8 protein-coding genes are annotated in these 13,023 nt (G+C 69.8%); 5 read left to right on the top strand and 3 right to left on the bottom strand.

Annotation, left to right across the window (positions count from 1 at the left end; all coding sequences use genetic code 11):
- Positions 1 to 6: 6 nt before the first annotated feature.
- Genes FHS87_RS15540 through FHS87_RS15530 form a run of 3 tightly spaced genes read right to left on the bottom strand, consistent with a single transcriptional unit; the run spans position 7 to position 3,661 of the window.
- A complete protein-coding gene (locus FHS87_RS15540; protein WP_184520289.1) occupies positions 7 to 999 on the bottom strand; it encodes an ABC transporter ATP-binding protein in 993 nt (330 codons plus the stop codon).
- Complete coding sequence (locus tag FHS87_RS15535; protein ID WP_184520287.1) at positions 996 to 2,048, bottom strand: ABC transporter ATP-binding protein; 1,053 nt, start codon at positions 2,046 to 2,048, stop codon at positions 996 to 998. The genes FHS87_RS15540 and FHS87_RS15535 overlap by 4 nt, the downstream gene beginning before the upstream one ends.
- Entirely contained in the window at positions 2,045 to 3,661 is a 1,617-nt protein-coding gene (locus tag FHS87_RS15530) for an ABC transporter substrate-binding protein (protein WP_184520285.1), read from the bottom strand. The genes FHS87_RS15535 and FHS87_RS15530 overlap by 4 nt, the downstream gene beginning before the upstream one ends.
- A gap of 165 nt (positions 3,662 to 3,826) precedes the next feature.
- Here FHS87_RS15530 and FHS87_RS15525 point away from each other — a divergent pair, with 165 nt between their 5' ends.
- From FHS87_RS15525 to FHS87_RS15505, 5 genes are all read left to right on the top strand, one after another.
- Positions 3,827 to 5,485, top strand: coding sequence for an ABC transporter substrate-binding protein (locus FHS87_RS15525; RefSeq protein WP_221299971.1), 1,659 nt, complete (start codon positions 3,827 to 3,829; stop codon positions 5,483 to 5,485).
- A 149-nt stretch (positions 5,486 to 5,634) separates the two neighbouring features.
- Positions 5,635 to 6,903 (top strand): glucose-1-phosphate adenylyltransferase, encoded by a 1,269-nt coding sequence (gene glgC, locus FHS87_RS15520; RefSeq protein WP_184520283.1) that lies wholly within the window; start codon positions 5,635 to 5,637, stop codon positions 6,901 to 6,903.
- 108 nt (positions 6,904 to 7,011) lie between these two features.
- On the top strand, positions 7,012 to 8,481 hold the full coding sequence (gene glgA / locus FHS87_RS15515) for a glycogen synthase GlgA (RefSeq protein ID WP_184520281.1): 1,470 nt from the start codon (positions 7,012 to 7,014) through the stop codon (positions 8,479 to 8,481).
- A gap of 101 nt (positions 8,482 to 8,582) precedes the next feature.
- Positions 8,583 to 11,051, top strand: a complete 2,469-nt coding sequence (locus FHS87_RS15510) for a glycogen/starch/alpha-glucan phosphorylase (RefSeq protein WP_184520279.1) — start codon at positions 8,583 to 8,585, stop codon at positions 11,049 to 11,051.
- A gap of 1,165 nt (positions 11,052 to 12,216) precedes the next feature.
- A complete protein-coding gene (locus tag FHS87_RS15505) occupies positions 12,217 to 13,020 on the top strand; it encodes a cellulose synthase operon protein YhjQ/BcsQ (RefSeq protein ID WP_184520277.1) in 804 nt (267 codons plus the stop codon).
- Positions 13,021 to 13,023 lie beyond the last annotated feature (3 nt).

Genomic DNA, 13,023 nt, shown 5'->3' with positions numbered 1-13,023 from the left:
CCTTCCTCAGGCCGCTTCGGCCGTGACGGCGGCCGGGGAAACACGCACGCAGCGCGCCATGTGGTCGGGGCTGGGGCCGCGGAAATCCGGCACCTTCGGCAAGCAGTCCTCCCCCACATGAGGACAGCGGGGGGCGAAGGCGCAGCCCTGCGGCACGCGCTCCAGGTTCGGCGGGGCGCCGGGGATGGTGGTCAGCCGCTCGCCGCGCAGGCCGGAATGCACGGTCGCGCCGAGCAGGCCCTGGGCGTAGGGGTGCAGCGGGCGGCGCATGAGGTCGCGCACCGGCCCCTGCTCGATGAACTTGCCCGCATACATCACGGCGACGCGGTCCGCGATCTCGCCGGCCACGCCGAGGTCATGGGTCACGAAGATCACGCCCATGCCCATCTCCTCCTGCAGCCGGCGGAGCAGCAGCAGGATCTGGATCTGCACGGTGGCGTCGAGCGCCGTGGTGGGCTCGTCCGCCAGCAGCAGCTTCGGGCGGCAGGAGAGCGCGATGGCGATCATCGCGCGCTGCCGCAGCCCGCCCGAGAGCTCGTGCGGGTAGGAGGCCAGGCGGCGCTTGGCGGAGGGGATCTGGACGAGTTCCAGCAGCTCCAGCGCGCGGGCATCGGCGGCGCTGCGGCTCAGCCCCTCGTGGCGCATCACCGTCTCGGCGATCTGGCGCCCGATGGTGAAGACGGGGTCCAGCGCCGTCATCGGCTCCTGGAAGATCATGGAGACCGTGCTGCCGCGGATATCCGCCATCTTCCGCTCGGAGGCGGCGATGATGTCGTGCCCGCCGACCCGCACCGTGCCGGAGAGCTTCGTGCGGCGCGGCGGGTTCAGCGCCATCAGCGCGCGCAGCGTGACCGACTTGCCCGAGCCGCTCTCCCCCAGGATGCAGAGGGACTCGCGCTCGGCGAGGTCGAAGGAGACGCCGTTGACAGCGTGCACCGTCGCGTCGCGCGAGACGAAGCGGACCTGCAGGTCCCGGACATGGACGAGAGGTTCGCTCATGCGGCCATCCTCGGGGCACGGCTGTGCCCGCTGTTCGGCACCACCATCAGGCAGGATGCCTCCTGCCCCGCGGGTGCGGGGTGGAGTGGCGGCACGGTGGTGGAGCAGACCGGCTCCGCATGGGCGCAGCGCGTGTGGAAGCGGCAGCCGGAGGGCGGGTTGATCGGATTGGGCGGATCGCCGCTCAGCGGCGGCTCGGTGCGGCGCAGGTCCGGATCCATGGAGGGGCGGCTGGCCAGCAGGGCGGCGGTGTAGGGATGGGCGGCGGCGGCGTAGATCGCCTCCACCGGCCCGACCTCGGCGACCTTGCCGAGATACATGACGAGCACGCGGTCCGACATGTACTGCACCACGTTCAGGTCGTGGCTGATGAAGATGTAGGTCAGCCCGAACTGCCCCTTGAGATCCTGCAGGAGGTTCAGGACCTGCGCCTCCACCGACTTGTCGAGGGCCGAGACCGGCTCGTCCAGGATCACCAGGCGCGGGCGGAGGGCGAGGGCGCGGGCGATGTTGATGCGCTGCCGCTGACCGCCCGACAGCTCATGCGGGTAGCGGCGGGCGAACTGGTCGGGGTTCAGCCCCACCGCGGCCAGCAGATCCCGGGCCCGGGCGCGGGAATCCTTGCGGGCCAGGCCGTGCACCTCGGGCGCGAAGCCGATGGACTCCTCGATGGTCAGGCGCGGGTTCAGGGAGGCGTAGCTGTCCTGGAACACCATCTGCACCTGGCGCCGGTACTCCTTCAGCGGCAGTTCGCGCCCGCCTACCACCTGGCCGTCGAACACCACCTCCCCTGCCGTCGGCGCCATCAGCGCCATGACGAGGCGGGAGGTGGTGGACTTGCCGCAGCCGGACTCCCCGACGATGCCGAGGGTTTCCCCCTTCAGCACCTCGAAGTTCAGGTCGTCCACCGCCTGTACCACCCCCGAGGCGCGGCCGAGGAAGCCGGACTTCAGCGGGAAATGCTTTGTCAGCCCGCGCACCGTCAGCAGCGGCTGGGCGGGGCCACCGATATCGGGCAGCTGTGCGAGATCGTGCCTCACTTCCGTCATGCCACCGTCACCGTACCGAAATCCTGGAACCAGTTCCGTGCCTGCACGAAGCCGCGCACCCTGGGCGACATGGCGCGCGCGTTCAGGTCGTGCGCCACGAAGAGGAACATCGCCTCGTCCACGATGCGCTGGTGCCCGCGGGCCATCAGCGCGTCCTGCGCCGCGGGATCGAAGGTCTCGCGCAACCCCTTGCAGACGGCGTCCAGCTCGGCATCCACCGTATGCCCCCAGTTCGTGCCGCGCGGCGCGACGAGGTTGGAATCGACATGGCGGATGAGGGCGGTGAACGGGTCCTGGCTGAAATAGGAGTAGTTCAGCGCGTGCACGCCCCGGGAGAGCGGGTCGCGGGAGCCGGCGCGCCAGGCATTCACCAGCGCGTTCCACTCCATCACCTCGTACTCGACCGCGATGCCGACCTCGCGCAGGTTCTCCTGGATCGCCTCATTCATCGGCAGCGGCTGCATCATTCCCGAGCCCTGCCCGGGGATCATCACCTTCGTCCTCGCCGGGTTGCGCGGGCCGAAGCCGGCCTCGGCCAGCAGCCTGCGCGCCTCGGCGGGATCGTGGCGGATCTTGAAGGAGGGCTTGCCGAACCAGGGCGAGCTCGGGGTCAGCAGCCCCACGCCCGGGAGCATCTGGCCGTCCATCATGCCCGCGATACCGTCCCGGTCCACGGCGAGGTTGGCGGCCCGGCGGACGCGGACATCGCGCCATATCGAGCTGGGCGAGGTGAAGTCGAGATGCCATACCCAGTTATGCGGGTACTCGTTGGTGACGACGTTGAAGCGCGCGCCGCGCAAACTGGCCGTGACATCCGGCGCGGGCGCCTCGATCCAGTCCACCTGCCCGGCGCGCAGTGCGGCGGCGCGGGTATTGGCCTCGGGCAGGGGAAGGAGCACGAGGCGCTCGACCTTCGGGCGGCGGGCCGGGTTCCAGTACTCCTTGTTCGCCACCATGACGCCGCGCTCGCGCTGGACGAACTCCGTCATCCGGAAGGGCCCGGTGCCGGAAGGGGCGTTCAGGAAGGCGTCCCAGGAGCGGCCGACCTTCTCCCACTGCGCCGGGGAGGACATGACGATCCAGGCAATGCCATAGGGCAGCAGCGCGTCCACCTCGCTCGTCCGGACTTCGAGCGTGCGCGCGTCCAGCGCCGTGGCCTTGACCACGCTCGGGATGCGGGAACGCCCCTGGGCCGCCTGTCGCGGGTCGAAATGCGGCGCGGAGGAATCGAGGAGTTTCTCGAAGTTCCACTGGGCAGCATGGGCGTCGAAGGGGCTGCCGTCGTGGAACTTCACCCCCTCCCGGATGGTGAAGAGCCAGCGCTTGCTGTCGGCTGGGTCGGCCTTCCACTCCGCCGCCAGGTTCGGCACGAGGCGGGAGGGAGCGTCGGCGCGGGACAGGTCCCAGAAGACAAGGCTGTCGAACACGGTATAGGCAACGAAGCGCTGCCCCTCGCCACCCTGGTCGGTCTGCCCGTTGGGCAGTGGCACGGCTGCGGCCGTCATCCCGATGCGCAGCGTGCCGCCGGCCGGCGCCTGGGCCAGTGCCATGTCCCAGGGCAGGGCCGCGCCCGCGAACCCGCCTGCGATAAGGGAACGCCGGGTCGTTCTCATCCTTTTTCCTCTCCTGCCCTGTTCCGGCCGCACGGGGGCACCCGCCCCCACGTCAGGGCGCTCGACATCAGGGCAGAGGGAGCAAGCCGCGTGCCATGAGGGCCGCCCGCTGGCATCGAACTTGCCTCCGGCCATGCCACACCGTCATTCACGGAGAGGACACGCATGAGGAAGATCACGCGCCGGGCCTGGCTCATGGCCGGCGCCCTGTTCGCGGGCATCGCGGCCGCCGCCCATCCCGCGAGCGCGCAGGAGAAGGTGCTTCGGATCGGCATGACCGCGGCCGACATCCCCCGCACCCTCGGCCAGCCCGACCAGGGCTTCGAGGGCAACCGCTTCACCGGCATCCCGATGTACGACGCGCTGGTGAATTGGGACCTGTCCTCGGCCGACAAGCCCTCCGTGATCATCCCCGGCCTCGCCACGGAGTGGCGCGTGGACGAGGCGGACAAGACGAAGTGGCGCTTCACCCTGCGCCAGGGCGTGAAGTTCCACGACGGCAGCCCCTTCAACGCCGCCGCCGTGGTGTGGAACGTCCAGAAGGTGCTGGACCAGGGCGCGCCGCACTACGACGCCTCCCAGGTGGGCGTGACGGTCAGCCGCATGCCCACCCTGCGCTCCGCCCGCGCCGTCTCGGACCATGAGGTGGAGCTGGTGACGAGCGAGCCGGACAGCTTCCTGCCGATCAACCTCACCAACCTCTTCATCGTCTCCCCCACCCACTGGGCCGCGAAGCTCGCCGCCGTGCCGGCGAGTGTGACGGACGCGCGCCAGCGGTCGAACCAGGCCTGGGCCGCCTTCGCCGCCGATCCCTCGGGCACCGGCCCTTTCCGCGGCACCCGCCTCGTCGCGCGGGAGCGCTTCGAGATGGTGGCCAACCGGGAATACTGGGATCCCGCGCGCCGCCCGAAGATCGACCGCGTGGTCCTGCTGCCGATCCCCGAGGCCAACACCCGCACCGCGGCCCTGCTCGGCAACCAGGTGGACTGGATCGAGGCGCCGGCGCCGGATGCCGTGCAGCAGATCACCTCGCGCGGGTTCAAGCTGCACCAGAACGAGCAGCCGCATGTCTGGCCCTGGCAGTTCTCCTTCACGGAGGGCTCGCCCTGGCTGGACCGTCGGGTGCGCCACGCGGCCAATCTCTGCGTGAACCGGGACGAGCTGAAGACCCTGCTGAACGGCCTCATGGCCCCGGCCACCGGCACGGTCGAGCCCGGCCATCCCTGGCACGGCAACCCCAGCTTCCGCATCCGCACGGACGTGGCCGAGGCGCAGCGCCTGATGCGCGAGGCGGGCTACAGCCCGCAGAAGCGGCTCTCCGTGAAGGTCCTCACCTCGGCCTCCGGCTCGGGCCAGATGCAGCCCCTGCCGATGAACGAGTTCCTGCAGGAAGCCCTCCGCGCCTGCTACTTCGACGTGCAGCTCGAGGTCGGCGAGTGGAACGCGGTCTTCACCAACTGGCGCGAGGGGGCAAAGCACGCCAATGCCCGCGGCGCCAATGCCACCAACGTCACCTTCGCCGCCATGGATCCCTTCTTCGCCATGGTCCGCTTCGTGGCCACTGCCGCGCAGCCGCCGGTCTCGAACAACTGGGGCTACTTCTCCAGCTCGGAATTCGACGAGATCATCGCCCGCGCCCGCACCACCTTCGACGCGGCCGGGCGCGACGCGGCGCTCGCGCAGCTCCACAGGCGCATCGTGGAGGAGGCGCCCTTCCTCTGGGTGGCGCATGACGTCGGCCCCCGCGCCATCTCGCCGCGCGTGACGGGCGTGGTGCAGCCGAGGAGCTGGTTCATCGACATCGCCACCATGGCGATGAACTGAGCCGGCGAAGCCGGGCGGGCCGTCCCCTCATGGGGGCGGCCCGCTCCGTTCCAGAGCACGGAGTCGCGTTTCCGTGTTCCCCGCCCCCCCGTTCCCGGCCCGGTGAAAGCTGCCATACTCGTTCCACCGAACGGGAGGCCCAGCGAAGAATGACCACACGGCCGGTGCATTCCGCGCCCCTGGCGCGCTCCGCCATGGCCTATGTGCTCGCCGGCGGACGGGGCTCGCGCCTCATGGAGCTGACCGACCGGCGCGCCAAGCCCGCCGTGTTCTTCGGCGCCAAGTCCCGCATCATCGACTTCGCCCTGTCCAACGCCATCAATTCCGGCATCCGGCGCATCGGGGTGGCGACGCAGTACAAGGCGCACAGCCTGATCCGCCACATGCAGCGCGGCTGGAACTTCCTGCGCCCCGAGCGGAACGAGAGCTTCGACATCCTGCCCGCGAGCCAGCGCGTCTCCGAGACGGAGTGGTATGCCGGCACGGCGGATGCCGTGTACCAGAACCTCGACATCATCGAGAGCTACGGCCCCCGCTACATGGTCATCCTGGCCGGGGACCACGTCTACAAGATGGACTACGAGGTGATGCTCCAGCGCCATTGCGAATCGGGCGCGGAGGTGACTGTCGCCTGCATCGAGGTGCCGCGCATGGAGGCCAGCGCCTTCGGCGTGATGCATGTGGACGGGTCCGACCGCGTCATCTCCTTCCTGGAGAAGCCGGCCGATCCGCCCGCCATGCCCGGCAAGCCGGACCGCGCCCTCGCCTCCATGGGCATCTACGTCTTCGAGACGCGCTTCCTGGCGGAGGAGCTGCGCCGGGACGCCGCGCGGCCGGAATCGAGCCGCGACTTCGGCAAGGACATCATCCCCGCCCTGGTCGCGCGCGGCACGGCCGTCGCGCACCGGTTCGAGGATTCCTGCGTCCGCTCCGGCGACGAGGCGGAGTCCTACTGGCGCGACGTCGGCACGGTGGACGCCTTCTGGCAGGCGAATATCGACCTCACCGACGTGGTCCCCTCCCTCGACCTCTACGACCGGGACTGGCCGATCTGGACGAACGGGGAGGTGACGCCTCCGGCCAAGTTCGTGCTGGACGATGACGGGCGGCGCGGGATGGCGGTGGACTCCCTCGTCTCCGGCGGCTGCATCGTCTCCGGCTCCCTCGTCCGGCGCTCCCTCCTTTTCTCCAATGTTCGGGTCCGCTCCTACGGCCAGGTGGAAGGGGCGGTGCTGCTGCCCGGCGTCGTCGTCGGGCGCCATGTGAGGCTGAACAAGGTGGTGGTGGACAGCGGGGTGGTGCTGCCCGAAGGCCTCGTCGTGGGCGAGGACCCCGAGGAGGACGCACGCCGCTTCCGGCGCTCCCCCGGGGGCGTCAGCCTCATCACCCAGCCCATGATCGACGCCCTCGGGAACTAGGGCGCCCCCTGCGGCCCCGCTTGGCTGCGGGCCGTCATTCCGATCGCCCGCGCCACGGCCGGCAGGCCGGGGCCGCGCGCGATCCAGCCCTTCGCCGGAACCCGCGCCATGCCCGAGGCCTCCCCGACCCCGCTCCGCCTCCTCTCCGTCGCCTCGGAGTGCTTCCCGCTGGTCAAGACGGGCGGGCTGGCCGATGTCGTCGGCGCCCTGCCCGCCGCGCTGGCCGCGGAATCCGTCGCGGTCCGCACCCTGCTGCCGGGCTATCCCGGCGTGATCGCCGCGGCCGGCCAGGGGCAGCAGGTGCACCAGTTCGACGACCTGTTCGGCGGCCCCGCGCGCCTCCTCGCCTGCCGCGCCGCGGGGATGGACCTGCTGGTGCTGGACGCGCCGCATCTCTATGCCCGCCCCGGCGGGCCCTATGTCGACCCGCAAGGCCGGGACTGGCCGGACAATCCGCGCCGCTTTGCCGCGCTCTGCTGGGCCGCGGCCGAGATCGGGCGGGGCGCCCTGCCGGGATGGTGCCCGCAGGTGGTGCACGCGCATGACTGGCAGGCCGGGCTCACCCCCGCCTATCTCCGCTACGGCGGGGATCCCCGGCCAGGAACGGTCTTCACCGTCCATAACCTGGCCTTCCAGGGCTGGGCGCCCGCCTCACTGCTTGCCGAGTTGCGCCTTCCGCCGCACGCCTTCGACATCGAGGGGGTGGAGTTCTTCGGGGGCATCGGGGCCTTGAAAGCGGGCCTGCGGCTCTCGGACCGGATCACCACCGTCTCCCCGACCTATGCCCGCGAGATCACCACCCCCGAGGAGGGCCAGGCGCTGGACGGGCTGCTTCGCAGCCGTGCCGACGCCCTGCACGGCATCCTGAACGGCATCGACGAGGAGGCCTGGAACCCTGCCGCCGACCCCCATCTGGCCTCGTCCTTCGATGCGGCCCGGCCGGAGGCGCGCGAGCCCAACCGCGCCGCGCTCCGTGCCCGGATGGGGCTGGCCGAGGACCCGGATGCGCTCCTGCTCGGCGTGGTCAGCCGGCTCACGGGGCAGAAGGGGATGGACCTGCTCCTGCGCTGCCTGCCCGCCCTGCTCGGCCACGGGATGCAGCTCGCGGTGTTGGGCACGGGCGAGGCGGCGCTGGAGGAAGGCTTCCGCGCCGCCGCTGCCGCCCATCCCGGCCGGATCGCGGCCCGCCTCGGCTATGACGAGGGGCTGGCCCACCTCATCCAGGGCGGGTGCGACGCCCTCCTCGTGCCCTCCCGGTTCGAGCCCTGCGGCCTGACCCAGCTCTGCGCGCTGCGCTACGGCGCGCTTCCCGTGGTGGCGCGGGTCGGCGGGCTGGCAGACACGGTGATCGACGCGAATGAGGCGGCGCTGGCCACCCGGGTCGCCACAGGCCTGCAGTTCTCCCCCACCACGGCCCCGGCCCTGGAGGCCGCCCTCGCCCGGCTGGCCGCCCTCTGGCAGGACCGGGAGAGCTGGCGGGCCACCCAGGCGAACGCCATGCGAGCCCCGGTGGGATGGGCGCGCTCGGCCGGGCGCTACGCCGCGATTTACCGGGAAATCGCCCTTTCGGCCCGATGACTCGCGCGTGACGCGAATTTTTCCCCTATCGCTCGCGTTTTTGTTATCGTTCTATTGATCGCAATCTGCTTGCCCCGCCTCCCATCCGGACAAAACGGCCGATGAACGACCAGCTTCCCATCATCTCCCCGAACCTCGATGCGCCCGATGAGGGCGCCGTCCAGCTGTTCCGGGAGAGCATCCTCGCCAAGCTCGTCTACCAGGTCGGGGCGCGGCGGGAGCGCGCGAACGCGCATGACTGGTTCGTCGCGACCGCCCTCGCCGCCCGGGACCGGGTGGTCGATCGCTGGCGCCGCTCCAACGACGATACCTGGGCCGAGGACCGGAAGGCCGTCTGCTATCTCTCGATGGAGTTCCTCATCGGCCGGCTCATGTCGGACGCCCTGGGCAATCTGGGCCTGATCGAGACGGCCCGGCAGGCGCTCGAAGGGCTGGGCGTCGATTTCGATACGGTCGTGGGCCAGGAAGCGGATGCGGCGCTGGGCAATGGCGGCCTGGGCCGCCTGGCCGCCTGCTTCATGGAGAGCATGGCGAGCGTCGACGTGCCCGCCTATGGATACGGCATCCGCTACGAGCACGGCCTGTTCCGGCAGGTGATCGCTGGCGGGATCCAGCACGAGGTGCCGGAAGACTGGCTGGCCCTCGGCAATCCCTGGGAGTTCGAGCGCTCGGGCCTCGTCTACGAGGTCGGCTTCGGCGGCCATGTCCGCCCCGAGGTCCTGCCGGACGGCTCCACCCGGATGGTCTGGCACGCGGGGGAGGTCGTGAACGCCCTGGCCTATGACACGCCCGTCGTCGGCTGGCGCGGGCACCGGATCAACACGCTGCGCCTGTGGTCGGCGCGGGCCACCGACCCGCTGCACCTGAACGACTTCAACCGCGGCGACCATATCGGCGCCCAGGCAGCCCGGATGCGCGCGGAGGCCATCTCCCGCGTGCTCTATCCCGGCGACGAGTCCGAGGCGGGGCAGGAGCTGCGTCTCCGCCAGGAGTACTTCTTCGCCTCCGCCTCGCTGCAGGACATCATCCGCCGCCACCTTTCGCGCCACGCGGACCTGACGGACCTCGCCCGGCAGGTGGCCGTGCAGCTCAACGACACGCATCCGGCAATCGGCGTCGCGGAGCTGATGCGGCTGCTGATGGACGTGCACGGCATGGAGTGGGACGCCGCCTGGACCATCACCCAGGCCACCTTCTCCTACACCAACCACACCCTGATGCCCGAGGCGCTGGAGACCTGGGCGGTCCCGATGATGGAGCGCCTGCTGCCTCGGCACATGCAGATCATCTATCTCATCAACGCTGCTCATCTCGACCGCGCGCGGGCGGGCGGTGCGGACGACATGCTTCTCTCCAACGTCTCCCTCATCGACGAGCGGCACGGCCGCCGCGTCAGGATGGGGCATCTCGCCTTCGTCGGCTCGCACCGCATCAATGGCGTCTCGGCGCTCCACTCCCAGCTCATGCGGGACACGGTCTTCGCCGAGTTGAACGGCGTCTGCGGCGACCGCATCACGAACAAGACCAACGGCATCACCTTCCGCCGCTGGCTGCACCGCGCCAATCCGGAGCTGACGAAGCTGCTGGCGGAGGCGATCGGCCCCTCCGTGCTGGACGATCCGAACCGGCTGGAGCGGCTCGTCCCGCTCGCGGATGACGCGTCGTTCCGCAACCTCTTTGCCGGTCAGCGGCGATCGGCGAAGGAGCGCCTCGCCACGCTGGTCAGCAGCCGCATCGGCCTGAAGATCGATCCGGACGCGCTGTTCGACGTGCAGATCAAGCGCATCCACGAGTACAAGCGCCAGCTCCTGAACATCATCCAGACCGTCGCGCTCTACAACGCGATGCGCGCGCGCCCCACCGAGAGCTGGGTGCCGCGGGTGAAGATCTTCGCCGGGAAGGCGGCCCCGAGCTATCATCAGGCTAAGCTCATCATCCGGCTCGCCAATGATGTGGCCGCAACGATTAACGACGACCCCGTCCTGCACGGGCTGCTCAAGGTCGCCTTCATCCCGAACTACAATGTCAGCCTCGCCGAGACGATCATCCCGGCGGCCGACCTGTCCGAGCAGATCTCGACGGCAGGTCTTGAGGCATCGGGGACGGGCAACATGAAGCTCGCCCTCAACGGCGCGCTCACCATCGGCACGCTGGACGGCGCGAATGTGGAGATCGACGAGCGCGTCGGGCGCGACAACATCTTCATCTTCGGCCTCACGGCCGAGGAGGTCGCGCAGCGCAAGCGGGCCGGTTACGACGCCCATGCGGCGGCGGAGGCCTCGCCGGAGTTGCGGGGCGCCCTGGACGCGATCGCTTCGGGGGTCTTCTCTCCCGGCGAGCCTGACCGCTATCGCGGGTTGGTGGAGGGGCTGCTGAACGACGACCGCTATCTCGTCACCGCCGACTTCGATGCCTACCACTCGCGGCAGCGGGACGCCGAAGCCCTTTGGGCCCAGCCGGACTCCTGGTGGCGGGCCGCCGTTCTGAACACCGCCCATGTCGGCTGGTTCTCGTCGGATCGCACAATCCGTGAGTACGCGGCGGAGATCTGGGACGTGGCCACCCGCTGAAGGAGCGCATCGGGCGTTTGCAGGGGGCCGCGGGTCATTTCATGGGCCGCGGCCTCCGCCGCACCGACAAGCATCGCGCGGCTCACAGCTCGTGGCGACTGACACTCGGGGATTGCCGGATCTGAGAGACTGCTGAGGGCGGTTTCGTAGCTTGATGCCTTGGGTGACGTGCGTCACCCCTCCCGCACCGCAGCACCGCCCGTATCTCCCGGACTGCCACGCGCGCGGGCGAGGCTATCAGCATCCCCCGTTGCAGTGATCTCGTCCCAACGGCGCGGCTCCGGCACCGGCGAGCCCCGGGCCGTGGAGGGCACACCAGCCGCAGTTGCCCTACGGCGACGTGATGACAGCCAGTTCCTGACGCGTTCGGGGAGCCGGTCATTCTTTAACCGAATCGGCAATAAGCCTGATGCGAGCAGGCCTCGAAGAAAGAGACCCAATGTTAAAGTTCTCGCGTTATAGTAGCAATTGACCAACCTCTTTCCCGCGTAAGGAGAGAGGGTATGGTCCAGGATCAACCCGCAGATCGTAGGAAAAACATGCGCGCGGATGAGCCGATCGACCGTCTCCTACGTGCCTGCGGGCTGCGCAGCTTTCCCTACATCCGCTACCCCGCGGTGAGAATTGATTCATCCTCCCTGCCCGCGGAGCCGGACGCTCTTCCGAACGAAGTTCTCGAGCCCGCAGCTCCATCCCTCTCGACGGACGCAGCGGCAGCATTGCCTCGGGCAACTCCCGTTCCCTCAGCGACGTCCCCGCATCATTCCATTCCGGATGAGCCCTCCCCGCCCCGGCCCATTGGCGCACCCTGCCCCCGAACTCTGTCCATCTCCGCTGATCCGGCCGGTCGAGCAGCAGTGCGCCTCATCAGTAAGCCAACGGAGGAGGCAAGGCCGCGCCTCCCGCCAGCCCCAACCGGCATCGATCAGGCGGAATCGCGAGTTCACCAAGTCCCGGAGCCGCGGTCGGCGCTCGCCGCTTTTCCCCGCACGGCGCCCCGGCGCTTCGCCCTGCTGGATGAACTCGCCGAGCAGATCACCCCGCCAACTGCGTCCAAGGCCTGGCAAGCACCCTCCCTGATCGGCGAGCAGGCTCCGAAGCAGGCCATCTCCCCTGATCGGAAGTCGCAACCACGGCGAACGATTCGCTTGGGGAAGAGGGGATAATGCCGCTCATCGGCTTCACATCTCCCAAGGGAGGCGTCGGGAAGACTACGCTGGCCGCGAACGTCGCCGCCCTCCTGGCCGCGCGCGGGCACGAGGTCCTCGCGCTGGATCTCGACCCGCAGAATGCGCTGCAGATCCACCTCGGCCGCCCTCTGCGTGACGAGGACGGCTTCATGGCCGGCCTTGGTAGCGGTGCTGGCTGGCGGGAGTCGCTACGCAGAACGCCCTACGGCGTCTCCCTTCTGCCCCACGGCGCCGAGGAACCCCGGCGAGTTCTCGGGATCTCGCACCTTCTCATGGAACGGCCCGAAACGCTGGTCGATCCAGTACGCGAGATGCTCGCCGATCCCGACCGTATCATCATCCTCGACAGCGCGCCCGGCCCGTCCCCCGCCATGTCCGCCCTTCTTCCAATGCTGGATCTCTGCGTCATGGTGCTGCTGGCCGATGGCGGCAGCGCGTCGCTCATCTCACAGGTCTCCAGTGGGCATTTCCTCGGCCGCGGCACGCTCGCCGCGCGCGCGTTGGAGCGCAGCCTGCTCGTGCTGAACCAGGTCGATCTCGGCTCGCCCCTCTCCGAAGCGGTCCTGGGCTGCGCGCAAGCCGCCCTTGGCGGGCGGCTCGCTGGCGTGGTGGCGCATGACAACGCGGTATCGGAGGCCCTGGCCGACCGCAGACTACCCGTGGAAGTGCCAGGCAGCCGCGCCGCCGACGACCTCGCTCTCCTGGCGGAGACGCTGCTCGCCCGGCTTGGCTGGCCAGCCCCCAAGGCCGCCACAAGCCAATCCGTTCTGACTGACTAAGGA

The organism is Muricoccus pecuniae (genome assembly GCF_014199205.1).
GTDB classification, from domain to species: Bacteria; Pseudomonadota; Alphaproteobacteria; order Acetobacterales; family Acetobacteraceae; genus Roseomonas; species Roseomonas pecuniae.
Note: the sequence above shows the minus strand (reverse complement) of the source record. Positions and strands in the feature narration are given on the sequence as shown.